Source organism: Streptomyces sp. 378, assembly GCF_030124145.1.
Taxonomy (GTDB): Bacteria; Actinomycetota; Actinomycetes; order Streptomycetales; family Streptomycetaceae; genus Streptomyces.
On sequence record NZ_JASKMS010000026.1, the window covers coordinates 88,365 to 105,387 of the forward strand.

Sequence of the window (17,023 nt, forward strand, 5' to 3'; positions counted from 1 at the left end):
CAACCTCTGATTCATCCTCTCTTTGGCACTTCCGGAGTGACGACATGAGCTACGAGACCACACGCCGCACGGTTCTCCTCACCACGGGCGCGTCAGGTGCGGCGGCGCTCGTCGCGGCCTGCGGTGGGGGCGGCGGCGACAACGGCTCCGCGTCCACGGACTCCCCCACCGCCGAGGGAGCGTCCAGCGGGCCCGCCGGCCGGGTCCTGGCCGGCATCGACGAGATCCCGGTCGGCGGCGGCAAGATCTTCAAAGACGAGGAGATCGTGGTGACCCAGCCGGAGCAGGGCCGGTTCAAGGCCTTCTCGGCGATCTGCACCCACCAGCGCTGCACGGTGGGGTCCGTCTCCGACGGCACGATCAACTGCCCCTGCCACGGCAGCAGGTTCGAGATCACCGACGGGTCGGTGGCTCAGGGTCCGGCGACCCGCCCGCTGCCCGCCGAGCCGATCACCGTGGAGGGGAACTCGATCCGCCTGGCGTGAGGGCCCTCCTCACGCGTCCCACAGCGCCCCGAGGGTGAGCAGGTCGCTCCGGTACTCGACGCGGTCGGCCCACTCGGTGGGCCAGGCCTCCGCGCCCAGGCAGGCGCCCGCGAAAGCGCCCGCCAGGCAGGCGATCGAGTCCGAGTCGCCGACGGTGCAGGCAGCCCGCCGCAGGACCGTCACCGGCTCGTCGACGAAGAGCAGGAAGCACAGCAGCCCGGTCGCCAGGGCTTCCTCGGCGATCCAGCCCTCGCCGGTGGCCAGGCAGGGATCGGTCTCCGGCGAGACGGTGCGCACGGCGTGCTGGAGCCGGTCGAGGGCCTCCAGGCACTCGTCCCAGCCGCGCGCGATGAACCGCTCGGGGCTCGGGTCCTCGGCCCGGCGCCACAGGTCGCCGAGCCAGCGCTCGTGGTAGTGACCACGGTTCTCCAGGGCGTACGAGCGGAGCAGCCCGACCAGCCCGGTCGGCTCGGCGCCCTGGGCGAGCAGGCGTACGGCGTGTGCGGTGAGGTCGGAGGCCGCCAGGGCCGTGGGGTGCCCGTGTGTCAGCGCCGCCTGCAACTGGGCGGCACCGGCCCGCTGTTCGTCACTGAGGCCGGGCACCAGCCCCAGGGGCGCGACGCGCATGTTGGCACCGCAGCCCTTGGATTGGATCTGGGCGGCGTCCTGCCAGGGACGGGCTTCGTCCTTCAGCAGATAGCAGGCCTTGAGGCAGGTGCGGCCGGGGGCCCGGTTGTTCTCCGGCGACTGGTACCAGTCCACGAACTCCTCACGCAGGGGCCGGGCCAGCCGCAACGGGGTGAGCAGCCCCCGGTCCATCGCCGTCCGCACCGCGCGGCCCAGCGCCAGCGTCATCTGTGTGTCGTCCGAGACGCGGGCACGCCGCGGCAGCTCCATCTCCCGCCACGGACCGAACTCGGCGAGGATCGAGGGGACGTCACTGAACTCGGTCGGGAAACCGAGCGCGTCCCCGAGGGCGAGCCCGGTGAGCGCGCCGGTGGCGGCCTGCTTGTGGACGAGCATGGTCATGCGGGGCGTCCTTCCCGGGTCGGGCGGAGGAGCGGCGGATGGAGGGTGGTGGCGCTTCCGGCCCGGTACAGCGCGGCGGGTTTGCCCCGGCCGCCGGTCAGTCGCGCCGCACCCGGGACGGGTTCGACGAAGCCCGGCGTGGCGAGCACCTTGCGCCGGAAGTTGGGCCGGTCCAGGGCGGTGCCCCACACGGTCTCGTAGACCTGCTGGAGCTCGCCGAGGGTGAACTCGGGCGGGCAGAAGGCGGTGGCGAGGCAGGTGTACTCGAGCTTGGCGCCGACGCGGTCGTGGGCGTCGGCCAGGATGCGGTCGTGGTCGAAGGCGAGCGGCCCCACCGTGTCGTACGGCAGCCAGTCGGCCCGGGCCGCGTCACTGCCGCCGTGCGCCTCGGGCGCGTCGGGCAGCAGTGCGGCGAAGGCGATCGACACGACCCGCATCCGGGGGTCGCGGCCGGGCTCGCTGTAGGTCCGCAGCTGCTCCAGATGCAGCCCGGAGACGTCCGACAGGCCGGTTTCCTCGGCGAGTTCACGCCGGGCTGCCGTCTCCGCGGACTCCTCGGGCTGCACGAACCCGCCGGGCAGGGCCCGGCGCCCGGCGTACGGCTCCTGCCCGCGCTCGACGAGCAACACGTGCAGCGCGCCCTCGCGAAGAGTGAACACGGCCAGGTCGACGGTGACGGCGAAGGGTTCGTGGGCGTACTTGTCGTAGTCGGCCATGCACCTGCACCCCCTTTTATAGTCGCTCTGACTATAAAAGGGGGTGCAGGTGACGCACAAGCCCTCGGAGGCGGTGATGCCTAGAGGTCGACCTCCTGCATCAGCATCCCGACCTCGGTGTTGGACAGCCGCCGCAGCCAGCCCGACTTCTGGTCGCCCAGGGTGATCGGCCCGAAGGCGACCCGCACCAGCTTGTCGACCGGGAAGCCGGCCTCCGCGAGCATCCGGCGCACGATGTGCTTGCGGCCCTCGTGGAGGGTGACCTCGACGAGGTAGTTCTTGCCGGTCTGCTGGACGACCCGGAAGTGGTCCGCGCGGGCGTAGCCGTCCTCCAGCTGGATGCCGTCCTTCAGCTGCTTGCCCAGGTCGCGCGGGATGGGTCCGACGATGTGCGCGAGGTAGGTCTTCTTCACGCCGTACTTCGGGTGGGTCAGCCGGTGGGCCAGCTCGCCGTGGTTGGTGAGCAGGATGACGCCCTCGGTCTCGGTGTCGAGCCGGCCGACGTGGAAGAGCCGGGTCTCGCGGTTGGTGACGTAGTCACCGAGGCACTGCCGGCCGTCCGGGTCCTCCATGGTCGACACGACACCGGCGGGCTTGTTCAGCGCGAAGAACTGGTAGCGCTGCGTGGCTACGGTCAGCCCGTCGACCTTGATCTCGTCCTTCTCCGGGTCGACGCGCCGCCCCTGCTCCATGACGATCTCGCCGTTGATCTCGACCCGGGCCTGCTCGATCAGCTCCTCGCAGGCGCGCCGGGAGCCGAAGCCCGCACGGGCGAGGACCTTCTGCAGCCGCTCGCCCTCCTGCTCGGCGCCGGGGAAGGTCTTGGGGAGCTTGACCTCCTTCTTGCCGGCGTACCGGTCGCGGTTGCGCTCCTCGACCTTCGCGTCGTACTCACGCGGGCGCGCCGGGGTCGAGCGCCCCTGCTTCTGGGGCTGCTTGGGCCCCCCCTTGGCGCCGCCGCGCGCGGCACCGCCGCGCCCGGCCTTGGGGCCGTCCTTCGTCGCCCCGGGGCCCACGTCGTAGCGGCGCTCCTCGGGGCGGGGCTTGCTGGGGCGGCCCTGCCCCTGCTTCTGGTCCCTGTTGTTGCCGGCGCCGCGGTGGTTACCGCGCCCGCCGCTCTTGCCGCTGCCGCTGCTTCGCATCAAAGTTCCGTCTGGTCGTCTTCGTCGTCGGTACCCGGGGTGGCCGGGCGGCTGCCCGGCACGTCGTCGTCAGGCGCGTCCGGGTCGAACGACGGTACGCCTTCCTGGGTCTCGGCCTCGATCGCCTCCGCCTCCGGGAGGAAGGGCGCGAGCTCCGGGAGCTCGTCCAGACCGCGCAGGCCCATCCGCTCCAGGAAGTAGTTCGTCGTCGTGTACAGGATCGCACCTGTTTCGGGTTCCGTGCCCGCCTCCTCTATCAGACCGCGCTGGAGGAGGGTGCGCATGACACCGTCGCAGTTGACTCCGCGCACGGCCGAGACCCGGCTGCGGCTGACCGGCTGCCGGTAGGCGACGACAGCCAGGGTCTCCAGGGCGGCCTGGGTGAGGCGGGCCTGCTGGCCGTCCAGGACGAAGCGCTCGACGGCCGGGGCGAACGCGGCCCGGGTGTAGAAGCGCCAGCCGTTCGCGACGTGGCGCAGCTCGAATCCGCGGCCCTGGACGGTGTACTCGTCGGCCAGTTCGCGCAGGGCGTCCGCAATCTGGCGTCTGGGCCGCTCCAGTATCCGCGCGAGATGCTCCTCGGTCGCCGGCTCGTCCACGACCATGAGGACGGCCTCCAGGGCCGGCTTGAGGTCGAGATCGGCGACGGCACGCGGCCCGGCCGGCAGGTCGGTCGTTCGCTCGCTCACGCCTTCTTCTCCTCCTTCGGCGGCTCGGGCGGCCGGTCGAACTCGTCGGTGACGGTCGGGGTCTCGTCCCCGTCCCCGCCGGTCCACCGTACGAGCAGGTCCCCGAGCGCGGTCTCCTGTTCCAGCGCGACGGCCTTCTCGCGGTACAGCTCCAGCAGGGCCAGGAACCTCGCCACGATCGTCAAGGTGTCGTCGGTGTCCGCCACGAGGTCCTGGAAGCCGGCCTCGCCGAGCTCCCGGAGCCGGGCCACGACGATCTGCGCCTGCTCCTGCACGCTGACCAGCGGGGCGTGGATGTGGTCGACGTAGACCTGCGGCTTGGGCTTGGGCTGCATCGCCTTCACGGCGAGCTTCGCGAAGCCCTCCGCGCCGATGCTGATGACGACGTCGGGCAGCAGCTCGGCATGGTGCGCCTCCAGCCCGACGGTCCTCGGGTAGCGCCGGGCCTCGTCGTCGAGGCGTCCGCTGAAGATGTCGGCGATCTGCTTGTACGCGCGGTACTGCAGCAGCCGGGCGAACAACAGGTCCCGCGCTTCGAGCAGCGCCAGATCGCCCTCGTCCTCCACCTCGGCGGCGGGCAGCAACCGCGCGGCCTTCAGGTCCAGCAGCGTGGCGGCGACGACCAGGAACTCGGTCGTCTCGTCCAGGTCCCAGTCCGGCCCCATGGCCCGGATGTACGCCATGAACTCGTCGGTCACCTTCGACAGCGCGACCTCGGTGACGTCCAGCTTGTGCCGCGAGATCAGCTGCAGCAGCAGGTCGAAGGGCCCTTCGAAGTTGGCGAGCCGGACCTTGAAGACCCCGTCGTCGGCCGCTTCCGCGTCCTGTGCCGACGGGGCGGGGCCGGGATCGGCCCCGGAGGCCTCCGCCGGTCCGGCCACGGGAGCCGCCTCAGCGAACTCCTGGGCCAGCGGGACCGCGGGCTCCACAGCCCCGGGCGACGCCCCGGCCTGCGGCGGCCGGGCCCCGTCCATGGACCCGGTCGAGGACGCCACGGGCCCGGCCGAGCCCACGTCAGTCCGGGCCACGTCAGTCCGGGCCGCGTCAGTCCGGGCCGCGTTCGTCCGGGCCACGTCCTCCCCCGCCGCGCCCGCGGCCGAAACTCCCGGCCGGACGGTCTGCGCCGGCTCGGCGGGCTCAGTCGGCGGAGCCGTCCCGTTCGCCTCCGCAGGAGACCCGGCCGATGGAGCCGCCGGTCCCCGCCCCAGCGCACGCCGGCGGCCGACCGGGCCGCCGGGGGGTGGTGGGGGAACGTTCGAGGTCATGGCCCCCGCAGGCTACCGCTACCGCCCGCGCAGTCGTCGTACGAGGATGCTGGCGTCTCCGCGGGTCTCCAGGTCGGCGAGGACCACGGCGACCGCTTCGCGGACGATGCGTCCGCGGTCGACGGCCAGGCCGTGCTCACCGCGGAGCACGAGACGGGCGTGCTCCAGGTCCATGAGCTCCTCGGCCGACACGTACACCGTGATCTTCTCGTCGTGCCGCTCACGGCCACTGGGGCGGCGCGAGGGGCTGCGCCCGCGCTTGCGGGACGTGGCTCCCGCGGCACCCGCGGTCCCGGCGGCAGAACCTTCCTGCGCCGTCTGCCGACGGGCGGAGCCGGAGCGCCCGGCGGCCGCGGAACGGCTGTGGGCCTCCCCGGCCTCGGCCGGTTCCGCATCCACCGCGACATGCTCGGCGCCCTCGCCGTCGCCACCCTGCGCGGGCACCGACTGCGGCGCGTCCTCCGCGGCCGCCGCGGCGTCGCCCTCCCCCGCCGGAGCGGGCACCCGGGCGTCGCCGTTGGCCTGACGCCTGGGCTGGGACGACTGAAGCGCCATCCCCCCTGTCGTACGGAAGAGTTCGTCGGCCCCCGGCAGACTCACTCGGCGTGACACCGGGCGAGCACCTCCCTGGCGAGCTGGCGGTAGGCGGCGGCACCGACGGAGTTGGAGGCGTACGTGGTGATCGGCTCACCGGCGACCGTGGTCTCCGGGAAGCGGACCGTGCGCCCGATGACCGTGTGGTAGACGTGGTCGTCGAACGCCTCGACCACCCGCGCCAGCACCTCACGGCTGTGCACCGTGCGCGAGTCGTACATCGTGGCGAGGATCCCGTCGAGCTCCAGCTCCGGGTTGAGCCGTTCCTGGACCTTCTCGATGGTCTCCGTCAACAGGGCCACACCGCGCAGTGCGAAGAACTCGCACTCCAGAGGCACTATCACCTTGTGGGCGGCCGTCAGGGCGTTCACCGTGAGCAGGCCGAGCGAGGGCTGGCAGTCGATGACGATGAAGTCGTAGTCGGGCAGCAGCGGCTTCAGGGCGCGCTGCAGCGTCGACTCGCGGGCGACCTCGGAGACCAGCTGGACCTCGGCCGCCGACAGGTCGATGTTGCTGGGCAGCAGGTCCATGTTGGGGACCGCCGTCTTCAGCAGCACCTCGTCGGCCGCCATCCCCCGCTCCATGAGCAGGTTGTAGACGGTGAGGTCGAGCTCCATCGGATTGACACCGAGTCCGACCGACAGCGCGCCCTGCGGGTCGAAGTCCACGAGCAGGACCCGGCGTCCGTACTCCGCGAGCGCGGCACCCAGGTTGATGGTCGACGTGGTCTTGCCGACGCCGCCCTTCTGGTTGCACATCGCGATGATCTTCGCGGGACCGTGGTCGGGCAGCGGCCCCGGGATCGGGAAGTACGGCAGCGGGCGCCCGGTCGGGCCGACCCGCTCCCGGCGCTGTCTGGCCGCGTCGGGCGCGAGAGTGGCCGCGTACTCGGGGTCGGGCTCGTACTCCGCGTCGGGGTCGTAGAAGTGCCCCTCGGGCAGTTCGTCGTAGTCGGCGAAGTGGTTGTGGGGCGCGCCACTTCCGTCGCCGGCCATGGCGTTCACGTGATGGCCATCCATCTTCTGGTGTGCTGTGTGAGTCGCCTGCTGACTCTGGTGGGCTGCGAAGGTGCGCACAGCGACGGAGCCGACAGCCTCGAACCCCGCGGGACCCTGGTCCCGTGCAGGCATTCCTGGTTGACCACCCCCGGGAGTAAATGTCGACTCATTCACAAGTCGTCTTACCTCCTTGGTGACCAGGAAACTTCTAGACAGGTCAGCGTGGCACCATGCCGACGATTGGCGACTCTATGGCGTGTCGGGCGTCCGCAGCAACACAATCCGCCGGACCCGGCCCGATGTGTCGGCAATGAAACATCCGGCTGTCAAGGGCGTACGGCCGTCGCACGGCAGGTTTCACCGGTGTGCGAATCGGTTGAAGGGTTACGTTCGAGGCGAGTTGCTCGAGAATCGCGAAGTGACCATACACACATCCGGCCGGACCTTGTCGGGCAAGGTCCGGCCGGGTGCGCGGCGTTGACGACGGGTGTTGACGTATCGCCTTTGCCGGTTGGTTACTTAGCCGACTTACCGGCCGCGAGGTTCAGCCGAGCAGCGAGGACAGCTCCACGTGCTCCACGCCGTGCGCCTCGGCGACCTCGCGGTAAACGACCTTGCCGTCATGCGTGTTGAGGCCCTTGGCCAGCGCGGGGTCGCGGCGCAGGGCGCCCACCCACCCGTGGTCGGCCAGCTCGACGATGTACGGCAGCGTGGCGTTGGTCAGCGCGTAGGTGGAGGTGTTCGGCACCGCGCCGGGCATGTTGGCGACGCAGTAGAAGACCGAGTCGTGGACCTGGAAGGCCGGCTCGGCGTGGGTGGTCGGACGGGAGTCCTCGAAGCAGCCGCCCTGGTCGATCGCGATGTCGACAAGAACACTTCCGGGCTTCATGCGCGAGACGAGCTCGTTGGTGACCAGCTTCGGGGCCTTGGCGCCGGGGATCAGCACCGCGCCGATGACGAGGTCGGCCTCCAGGCAGGCCTTCTCCAGCTCGAAGGCGTTCGAGACGACGGTCTGGATCTTCGTGCCGAAGATCTTGTCCGCCTCGCGGAGCTTGTTGATGTCCTTGTCGAGCAGGGTCACGTGGAAGCCCATGCCGATGGCGATCTGCGCGGCGTTCCAGCCGGAGACACCGCCGCCGATCACGACGGCCCGGCCGGCCAGCACACCGGGGACACCGCCGGGCAGCACGCCCCGGCCGCCGTTGGCGCGCATCAGGTGGTAGGCGCCGACCTGCGGGGCCAGGCGACCCGCGACCTCGGACATCGGGGCCAGCAGCGGCAGCGCGCGGCTGGGCAGCTCGACGGTCTCGTAGGCGATCGCCGTGGTGCCGGATTCCAGGAGGGCGTCCGTGCACTCCTTGGAGGCGGCCAGGTGCAGGTAGGTGAAGAGCGTCTGGTCCTTGCGGAGGCGGTGGTACTCCTCGGCGATGGGCTCCTTGACCTTCAGCAGCAGGTCGGCGGCGGCCCACACCTCGTCGGCGGTGTCCAGGATCCGCGCGCCGGCGGCGACGTACTCGGTGTCCGGGATCGAGGAGCCGACGCCGGCGCCGCGCTCGATGACGACCTGGTGGCCGTGGCGCACCAGCTCGTGCACACCTGCGGGGGTGATGGCCACCCGGAACTCGTTGTTCTTGACCTCGCGGGGGATGCCGACCTTCACGTGGATCACGGTCCTTGGCTCAGAGGGTATGGGGGTCTTAATAAGACATACCCGGGCACACACGGGCACACCGGGAGAGACCGCAGGGGAAGTGCGGCAGAGCCAGTCTAATGAAGGCGTTCTCGCTGTCTAGCCTTTCATTGCATCAATCTTCAGCTGATGCGGTACGGATTTCGCAGGCGTCTGGCTCAGTTTGAAGGTTTGAGTCGCCGAGAATCCGCTCGGCGGCGCCCCGGTGCAGCCCGGCCGACGCGGGATCACCCAGGTGCTCGAGAGTGTCGGCGACCCGCAGATGCAGGGCGGCCTGCAACCGCGGGTCCTCGGCGCGCCGCGCCCACTCCACGGCCTCTCGGCAGGTGCGCAGCGACTCCTCGGGACGGCCCGCGTACTCCTGGACCCGCGCCAGCTCGCTCAGCGCCCGTGCCTGGGCGGCCACATCGCCGTTCTTGCGGTGCCCGGCGATCGCGGCGCGCCAGTTCCGCAGGGCCTCGCCGTAGCGGCCCGCGAAGGTGTGGGCCGCGGCGATCCGCCCGTAGAGCCGGGCCGCCTCGGCGCGCTCGTCCCGGGCGAGCCGTTCGACCAGGGCGCGGCCGAACCAGTCGGCCGCCCGGTCGAAGTCGCCGAGCTCCAGGTGCGCGCCGCCTACGGATTCCATCGCGCGGCCGGTCGCGTACGGGTCGTTCACCTCACGCCCGGCGTCCAGCGCGAGCCGGTAGCGCGCCAGGGCGTCGGCCGTGCGGCCCGTGCGGGCGTCGAGGTCGCCGAGGTTCAGCAGGGCGGCGGCCCGCTCGCGAGGCAGGTTACGACGCTCGGCGACGTCGAGGACCATGCCGTGGATGTCGTAGAGGTCGGGCGCGGCGGCCTGGGTGCCGATGTGCGCCGCCATCGCCCGCACCAGTTGCGACATCAGCCGTCGGGCCAGGGTGTCCAGCTCCCCGTCGGCGACCGCGAGCCGGGCCGAGGCCAGCAGGGCGGGCCGGGTCAGGCGCAGCCAGTCCGCGGCCGCCCGCGGGGTCGGGAAGCGCAGGGCGCGCGGCATGTCGAGGAGTTTCTGGCGCGCCTGGGGGCTGTCGGTCTCGGTGATCGCCCGGCAGGCCTGGAGCAGCCGCACGGTCCGCTCCAGCATGCGGGCGCGGGCCAGCTGGAGCTCGGCCGGGCGTTCATGGTGCTCGGCGAGGATCCGCAGCTGGGGGTGCAGGCAGCCGGGCACCTCGTACTGCGGCAGCGGGGAGTCCACCGCGTGCAGGAAGCCGAGGGCGACGAAGTCGTCCAGGACGGTACGGGCCCTGCCGACCGAGCAGCCGACGAGCGCGGAGGCGGTCTGCGGATCGACCAGCCCGGCCGGGGCGAGGGCGAGCAGGCGCAGCATCCGGGCGGCGGTCGCGGGCAGGGCGGCGTGGGCGAGCCGGAAGACCCGGGTCAGGGCGGTGCCCTCGGTGTCCTCGGCGCGCAACTGCTTGGCGAGGTCGGAGACGGCGGCCTGGGGGCGGGCCGCGAGCCAGCCGCCCGCCAGCATCAGCGCGGCGGGCTGCCCCTGGCACTCCTCGGCCAGGCCCTCGGCGGCCCGGGGGTCGACGGTGATGCGGACCGAGCCGGTGTGCCGGGTCAGCAGCTCCACGCCGGATTTGGCGTCCAGGCCGCCCAGGGTGCACGGACGGACGTCCGAGATGCCGGTCAGCGGGCCTTCGGAGACCGCGACGACGAGACAGTCCGGGGTGTCGGGCAGCAGGGCGTCGACCTGTTCGGCGTCGGCCGCGTCGTCCAGCAGGACCAGGGTGCGGCGATCGGCCAGGGCGGTGCGCAGGGCGTCGGTGAGGTCGTCCTCGCAGGCCCCGGCGGGCGCCTGCTCGTCCAGGGCGGTGAGGAGGTCCCGAGCGGCGCGTCCGACGGGTACCGGAGTGCCGTCGGGGTCGGTGAGGCGGGCGCGCAGGACCCCGTCGGGGTAACGGTCCGCGACCTGACGTACGAGTTCCTCGGCGAGCGCGGTGCGGCCCGAGCCGGGCCGTCCCGCGATGAGCAGCACGCGTGCGCGGGGTGCCTTGCGGCCCGACAGGGTGTCCAGTCCGGCGCGCTCGATGTCGGCGCGCAGTTCCTTCAACTCCCGTGTGCGGCCCAGGAACTCGATCTGCCCGGCAGTGCGCCCGGTCGGCCGCACGTCGCCTGTCTCCACGACCTGATCCGTCACGGGCCACACTCCCGTCCCACCGCACACGCGAGCCCGCCGGGACTCCGGTTCGGGCGTGCCACAGAGCCTAGTTCACGCTCTGCAACGTTCCCGGGTGGAGCGCGAGGGGTGGAACGGCACTTCCCCCGATCGGATCAGCGGATCTTCACATCGCGGGGTTTCGGGTCGGCCTCACCACGAGGAGACGGTGCCGGGCGGCCCGGCGGCCACGGCCTGCCGCCGGTGCCGTACGAGCCGGCCCGGCCGGTGGCCGCACCCGCCCGACCAGCAGGCGCGGCGCCGAGCACGGTGCCCGCCCAGGAGCGCCCCGCCTCCCAGGCCCGGGCACCCCCACCTCCGAAGACCGGGCCCGGGCACCCCGCCTCCCAGGCCCAGGCACGAGCACCCCACCTCCGAAGACCGGGCCCGGGCACGAGCACCCCACCTCCCGGAGACCGGCCCGGGCACGAGCACCCGCCCCGGGCGGTTCGTGGATCCCGCCGCCTCGGACGGTTCAGGCCTCGAAGGGGCGGGCCGGCCACGGGGCCTGGGCCGGGCGCAGGGCGTCAAGGCCGTCACCGCCCCGCGCGGCGACCAGGGAGAGGACGCCCACGACCAGGCAGTTGTTGTGCAGCTCGCCGGCCAGCACCCCCCGCACGAGGTCCTCGACCGGCACCCGGTCGAGCTCCATGTCGGCTTCTTCCTCCTCGACCGCGAAGCGCTCGCCCTCGGCCTCGGACAGATCGCGCGCGAGGAAGATCCGGACCGCCTCGTCGCAGCCGCCGGGCGTGGTGTAGACGTCGGTCAGCACCCGCCAGTCCTCCGCCTTGACGTGCGCCTCCTCGTACAGCTCACGCTGCGCGGCGTGCAGCGGGTTCTCGCCGGGGACGTCGAGCAGTCCGGCCGGGATCTCCCACAGCTTGTGGCGCACCGGGTGGCGGTACTGGCGCAGGACCAGGACGCGGTCGGTCTCGTCGAGGGCGAGGACGGCCACGGAGCCCGGGTGGACCTGGTAGTCACGGCCGACCACGGTGCCGTCGGGCATGACCACCTCGTCGGTGCGGACGGAGGTCTTGTTGCCCACGAAGGGGGTGTTCGTCGCCCGGACTTCCCACTCCTCGGGAGTGTCCTTGATCGTCATGCCTGTCCTTCCACGTGCCCTGCGACCTGCCGAAACGAAACCGGGGTGCACACCCTTTGAAGGGATGCACCCCGGCCACCGTACAACTGGTGTGTTACTTCGAAGTCTTCCGCTCGACCGCGGCCTTGACGAGCCCGGCGAACAGCGGGTGCGGACGCGTCGGGCGCGAGCGCAGCTCCGGGTGGGCCTGCGTGGCGACCAGGTACGGGTGGACGTCGCGCGGGTACTCGACGTACTCGACGAGCTTGCCGTCCGGCGAGGTGCCGGAGAACAGGATGCCCGCCTGCTTCTCCAGCTCCGCCCGGTAGACGTTGTTCACCTCGTAGCGGTGCCGGTGGCGCTCCTCGACGTACTCCTTGCCGTCGTACACCTCGCGCACGATGGAGCCCTCGGCCAGCTTCGCCGGGTACATGCCGAGCCGCATGGTGCCGCCCATGTCACCCTCACCGGCGACGATGTCCATCTGCTCGGCCATGGTGGAGATGACCGGGTGCCCGGTGGCGGGGTCGAACTCGGTGGAGTTGGCGTCGGAGATGTCGGCCAGGTTGCGCGCGGCCTCGATCACGATGCACTGCAGGCCGAGGCAGAGGCCGAGCAGCGGCACCTTGTTCTCGCGGGCGTAGCGGATCGCGCCGACCTTGCCGGTCACACCGCGCTCGCCGAAGCCGCCGGGGATGCAGATGCCGTCGACGTCGCCGAGCTGCGCCGCGGCGCCGGCCGGGGTCTTGCAGTCGTCGGAGGTGACCCACTTGATCTTCACGCGGGCGCGGTTGGCGAAGCCGCCGGCGCGCAGCGCCTCGGTGACCGACAGGTAGGCGTCGGGCAGGTCGATGTACTTGCCGACCAGGGCGAGGGTGATCTCGTGGTCGGGGTTGTGGACGCGGTCGAGCAGGTCGTCCCAGGTCGTCCAGTCGACGTCCCGGAACGGCAGGTCCAGCTTGCGCACGACATAGGCGTCCAGGCCCTCGCCGTGCACGGTCTTGGGGATGTCGTAGATCGAGCGGGCGTCGGGGCAGGCGACGACGGCGGCCTCGTCGACGTCGCACATCAGCGAGATCTTCCGCTTGATCGCGGTGGGCACCTCGCGGTCGCAGCGCAGCACGATGGCGTCCGGCTGGATACCGATGTTGCGCAGGGCGGCAACCGAGTGCTGGGTCGGCTTCGTCTTCAGCTCACCCGAGGGACCGATGTACGGCAGGAGAGAGATGTGGACGACGAAGACGTTGTCACGGCCGACCTCGTGCCGGACCTGGCGGACGGTCTCCAGGAACGGCAGCGACTCGATGTCGCCGACCGTGCCGCCGACCTCGGTGATCACGACGTCGACCTCGTCCGTCGCCATGCGGCGGATGCGGTGCTTGATCTCGTTGGTGATGTGCGGGATGACCTGCACGGTGTCGCCCAGGTACTCGCCGCGCCGCTCCTTGGCGATCACGGTGGAGTACACCTGGCCGGTGGTGACGTTCGCGGAGCCGTCGAGGTCGCGGTCGAGGAAGCGCTCGTAGTGGCCGATGTCCAGGTCGGTCTCGGCGCCGTCGTTGGTGACGAACACCTCACCGTGCTGGAAGGGGTTCATCGTGCCGGGGTCGACGTTCAGGTACGGGTCGAGCTTCTGCATCACGACGCGCAGGCCCCGGGCCTTGAGCAGCATGCCGAGGCTGGAGGCCGTCAGGCCCTTGCCGAGCGAGGAGGCGACACCCCCGGTGACGAAGATGTGCTTGGTCGTCGAGTTACGAAAAGCGGCGGGCGGCATGGCCAAGACGGGGCTCCCGTGGTCGCGGTCTGGGGGTGCGGTGCGGCTGGCCGCCGGAATGCTCCGGGGCGCCGTCGCTGCGGTTCGGGGGTTCCCTGTCGGGAAGGGGCCCACCGGTCCACGGGCTACCAGCGTATCAGCGCCGCGGGGGGACGGCTTCCGGCCACGCTCCGCACACATTCCGACACGGAGACGGTCATCGTCACCGGCCCCTCACCCGCTGCTCACTCGTTCGGCGTACCCGCCTTGCCTGGACGGGCACCCGGATCACCCGCGTGCGTCGTATCCTGCTCGGACACTCGCTGCCGAGCCCGTCCGGCCCAACGGCACCACCCCCCGCCCGTAACCACCGGAACAACGTGAGCTCGTCAGTTCGTTGAGCAACAATTGGCGCTTTGCATCACGGCTGAGTGACCTGTTTTGCTTCATCGCTCAACGACGCATTGCAAGACCTGCTGAAACCCCCCTTGACCGCACTAGCGACAGCCCCCTTGCGGGGTGACGTGGCCGTTCGACTGGAGTTGCACGTGGCCGGGCGCATCGAAGATTACGCACTCATCGGAGACATGCAGACCGCTGCCCTGGTCTGCCGGGACGGGACAGTCGACTGGCTGTGCCTGCCCCGCTTCGACTCGCACGCCATCTTCGCCGGCCTGCTGGGCACCGAGGAACACGGGTTCTGGCGGCTCGGTCCCGCGTACGCCTCCGACCAGGAGCCGCCCACCGCGGCGCGGCGCAGCTACCGGGGCGACTCGCTGATCCTGGAGTCCGAGTGGGACACCCAGCGGGGCACGGTCCGGGTGACCGACTTCATGCCGCCGCGTGACGGCGCCCCGCAGCTGATCCGGATCGTGGAGGGCGTCTCGGGCCGGGTGCCGATGCGCTCCGCGCTGCGGATGCGGTTCTCCTACGGCCGGGTGGTGCCGTGGGTGCACAAGCACGAGGGGCGCACGGTGGCCGTCGCGGGTCCCGACTCCGTGTGGTTCGACACATCCGCGGAGACGTACGGCAAGTCGCTGACGACGTACGCGGACTTCACGGTCGCGCCGGGCGAGCGGATCGCGTTCACGATCTCCTGGGAGCCCTCGCACAAGGAGCCGCCGCCGCTGCCCGAGCCGGAGCAGTCGTTGGAGGCGACGGAGGACTTCTGGCGCGAGTGGGTCGACCACTGTACGTACCACGGCCCCTACCGGGAGGCCGTGGTCCGGTCGCTGATCACGCTGAAGGCCCTGACGTACGCCCCGACCGGCGGCATCGTCGCCGCGCCGACCACCTCCCTGCCGGAGGACATCGGCGGCGTCCGCAACTGGGACTACCGCTACACCTGGCTGCGCGACGCGGCGATCACGCTGTCCTCGCTGCTGCGGACCGGCTACCGCGAGGAGGCCCGCGCCTGGCGCGAGTGGCTGCTGCGGGCCGTCGCCGGCGACCCGGAGAACCTGCAGATCATGTACGGCATCGCCGGCGAGCGCGAGCTGGGCGAGGCGGAGCTGGACTGGCTGCCGGGCTACGAGAGCTCCGGCCCCGTCCGGGTCGGCAACGGCGCGGCGCACCAGCTCCAGCTGGACGTCTACGGCGAGGTCACCGAGGCCCTGCACCTGGCCCACATGACGGGTCTCGCGCGCAACGACTACGCCGCGCTGCTCCAGCTGAAGCTGATCCGCTACCTGGAGGACCACTGGCAGGAGCCGGACGAGGGCATCTGGGAGGTGCGCGGCCCGCGCCGCCACTTCGTGCACTCCAAGGTGATGGCCTGGGTCGCGGTCGACCGCACGATCAAGCTCATCGAGTCCGGCGACGCGGACGGCCCGCTGGAGCGCTGGCGCGAGCTGCGCGACGACATCCACCGGGACGTGTGCGACAAGGGCTACGACAAGGAGCGCAACACCTTCACGCAGTCGTACGGCTCGAAGGAGCTGGACGCCTCCTTGCTGCTGATCCCGCAGGTGGGCTTCCTGCCGCCGGACGACAAGCGGGTCATCGGCACCATCGAGGCGATCCAGCGTGAGCTGTCCACGCCGGACGGCTTCATCCTGCGCTACCCGACCTCGGGCGGCGACGAGGGCGTGGACGGCCTGCCCGGTGACGAGGGCGCGTTCCTGGCCTGCTCGTTCTGGATGGCCGACGACCTGGCGATGATCGGCCGCGTGGACGAGGCCCGCAAGCTGTTCGAGAAGCTGCTGTCCCTGCGCAACGACCTCGGCCTGCTGGCCGAGGAGTGGGACCCGCGGCTGCAGCGTCAGGTGGGCAACTTCCCGCAGGCGTTCAGCCACGTGCCGCTCATCGACACGGCGCTGCGCCTGACGGCCTCGGGCGCGTACGGCGGCTGAGCGGGGCGGCCCGCGGGGGTGTCATCGCGGCCTGAGGACCGTGAGCGTGCGCTCCCCCGCGGGATCGCCCGCCGTGGCCGGGACGAGCGCGATCTCGTCGAGTCCGGCCTCGGCGTAGGCGGCGATACGGGCGCGGACGGTGTCGGCGTCGCCGACCAGGGCGACCGTGCCGGCGGCCTCGGGCGGCAGCGCCCTCAGCAGGGTGTCCGGGTCGGCGCCCTTGGCCGCCAGCTCGACGACCTCGGCGAACCCGGCGTCGACGAACATGTCGCTGTAGCCCGGGACGGCGAGGTATCCCACGACGCTGCGCAGGACCTGGGTGAGCGACTCCGGGTCCGGGTCCACGGCGGCGGGCAGCCACGCGGTCAGCCGCGGCGGCGTGCGGCCCGCCTTCCCGGCGGCGGAGAGCATCCGGTCCCGCAGCATGCGGACCTGCTCGGGCGAGACGACATCGAGCAGCATCCGGTCGGCGTGCGCGACGGCCGCGGCGACCGCCCGTTCCCCGAACGCCGCGACGGTGAGCGTGCCACCGGGCGGCGGCAGCCGGCGCGGAAAGGCGCTGCCGGGCACGATCGGCTCGCCCGGCACGCTGTGCATCAGCGCCCGTACGGCCGCCGCCGACTCCGCGAGGGCGGCGGCGGGCCGGGTCCGCGGCCGGCCGTGCACGCCTTCGACGACCCGCCTGCTGGAGGTGCCCAGGGCCACGCCGACGGGCCGGCCGGTGACGGCCGCGGTGGAGGCGGCGCCCCGCACGATGGTGAGCGGGTCGCGCACCGACACCGGCACGGGCCCGGCGGTCAGCGCGACCTGCTCCGTGGTCGCGCCGATCGCCGCCGCCAGGACGAACGAGTCCCACGTCGGTCCCTCGCCCGCCCACACCTCCCGGTAGCCGAGCCGGTCGGCGAGCACCGCGACCCGCAACGGCTCCTCGACCGGACTGTCGTCCTCTCGCCCCACCGCGACCACGCTCAAGTCCACGAGGACGCCGATACCCGGTCGCTGACCGGGTATTCCAGGGCGTGATCGTCCTCGTGTCCCTCCGGAGATGCCCGCGAGG

14 protein-coding genes are annotated in these 17,023 nt (G+C 71.8%); 2 read left to right on the top strand and 12 right to left on the bottom strand.

Annotated elements, in window-relative coordinates; genetic code table 11:
* The first annotated feature begins 44 nt into the window (after positions 1–44).
* Positions 45–485: a Rieske (2Fe-2S) protein gene (locus QNO09_RS29185; protein ID WP_283973246.1), complete on the top strand. Its 441-nt coding sequence runs from the start codon at positions 45–47 to the stop codon at positions 483–485.
* Positions 486–494: 9 nt separating this feature from the next.
* On the opposite strand, the gene QNO09_RS29190 is transcribed toward QNO09_RS29185, so the two are convergent.
* The 11 genes from QNO09_RS29190 to pyrG form a co-directional block, all read right to left on the bottom strand.
* On the bottom strand, positions 495–1,514 hold the full coding sequence (locus tag QNO09_RS29190) for an ADP-ribosylglycohydrolase family protein (RefSeq protein ID WP_283973247.1): 1,020 nt from the start codon (positions 1,512–1,514) through the stop codon (positions 495–497).
* Positions 1,511–2,230: an NUDIX hydrolase gene (locus tag QNO09_RS29195; RefSeq protein ID WP_283973248.1), complete on the bottom strand. Its 720-nt coding sequence runs from the start codon at positions 2,228–2,230 to the stop codon at positions 1,511–1,513. The genes QNO09_RS29190 and QNO09_RS29195 overlap by 4 nt, the downstream gene beginning before the upstream one ends.
* Positions 2,231–2,310: 80 nt before the next feature.
* Positions 2,311–3,372, bottom strand: a complete 1,062-nt coding sequence (locus tag QNO09_RS29200) for a pseudouridine synthase (protein ID WP_283973249.1) — start codon at positions 3,370–3,372, stop codon at positions 2,311–2,313.
* Positions 3,372–4,061 (bottom strand): SMC-Scp complex subunit ScpB, encoded by a 690-nt coding sequence (gene scpB, locus QNO09_RS29205; RefSeq protein ID WP_283973250.1) that lies wholly within the window; start codon positions 4,059–4,061, stop codon positions 3,372–3,374. Before scpB ends, QNO09_RS29200 begins: the two co-directional genes overlap by 1 nt.
* The gene (locus QNO09_RS29210; RefSeq protein ID WP_283973251.1) at positions 4,058–5,326 is read right to left on the bottom strand and encodes a segregation and condensation protein A; all 1,269 of its coding nucleotides are present in this window, start codon (positions 5,324–5,326) and stop codon (positions 4,058–4,060) included. Before QNO09_RS29210 ends, scpB begins: the two co-directional genes overlap by 4 nt.
* A gap of 18 nt (positions 5,327–5,344) precedes the next feature.
* Positions 5,345–5,938, bottom strand: a complete 594-nt coding sequence (locus QNO09_RS29215; protein WP_283973252.1) for a hypothetical protein — start codon at positions 5,936–5,938, stop codon at positions 5,345–5,347.
* Positions 5,923–7,050: a ParA family protein gene (locus tag QNO09_RS29220; protein ID WP_283973253.1), complete on the bottom strand. Its 1,128-nt coding sequence runs from the start codon at positions 7,048–7,050 to the stop codon at positions 5,923–5,925. The genes QNO09_RS29215 and QNO09_RS29220 overlap by 16 nt, the downstream gene beginning before the upstream one ends.
* Positions 7,051–7,462: 412 nt before the next feature.
* Positions 7,463–8,587, bottom strand: a complete 1,125-nt coding sequence (gene ald, locus QNO09_RS29225; protein ID WP_283973254.1) for an alanine dehydrogenase — start codon at positions 8,585–8,587, stop codon at positions 7,463–7,465.
* A 136-nt stretch (positions 8,588–8,723) separates the two neighbouring features.
* Entirely contained in the window at positions 8,724–10,763 is a 2,040-nt protein-coding gene (locus QNO09_RS29230; protein WP_283973255.1) for a tetratricopeptide repeat protein, read from the bottom strand.
* A 493-nt stretch (positions 10,764–11,256) separates the two neighbouring features.
* Complete coding sequence (locus QNO09_RS29235) at positions 11,257–11,883, bottom strand: NUDIX domain-containing protein (protein WP_283973256.1); 627 nt, start codon at positions 11,881–11,883, stop codon at positions 11,257–11,259.
* Positions 11,884–11,977: 94 nt separating this feature from the next.
* Positions 11,978–13,636 (bottom strand): CTP synthase, encoded by a 1,659-nt coding sequence (gene pyrG, locus QNO09_RS29240; protein WP_283973269.1) that lies wholly within the window; start codon positions 13,634–13,636, stop codon positions 11,978–11,980.
* A 527-nt stretch (positions 13,637–14,163) separates the two neighbouring features.
* Here pyrG and QNO09_RS29245 point away from each other — a divergent pair.
* The gene (locus QNO09_RS29245) at positions 14,164–15,966 is read left to right on the top strand and encodes a glycoside hydrolase family 15 protein (protein WP_283973270.1); all 1,803 of its coding nucleotides are present in this window, start codon (positions 14,164–14,166) and stop codon (positions 15,964–15,966) included.
* Between the two features lie 21 nt (positions 15,967–15,987).
* Here the strand turns inward: QNO09_RS29245 and QNO09_RS29250 are convergent, their stop codons facing one another.
* Positions 15,988–16,944 (bottom strand): LLM class F420-dependent oxidoreductase, encoded by a 957-nt coding sequence (locus QNO09_RS29250; protein WP_283973257.1) that lies wholly within the window; start codon positions 16,942–16,944, stop codon positions 15,988–15,990.
* Positions 16,945–17,023: the final 79 nt, after the last annotated feature.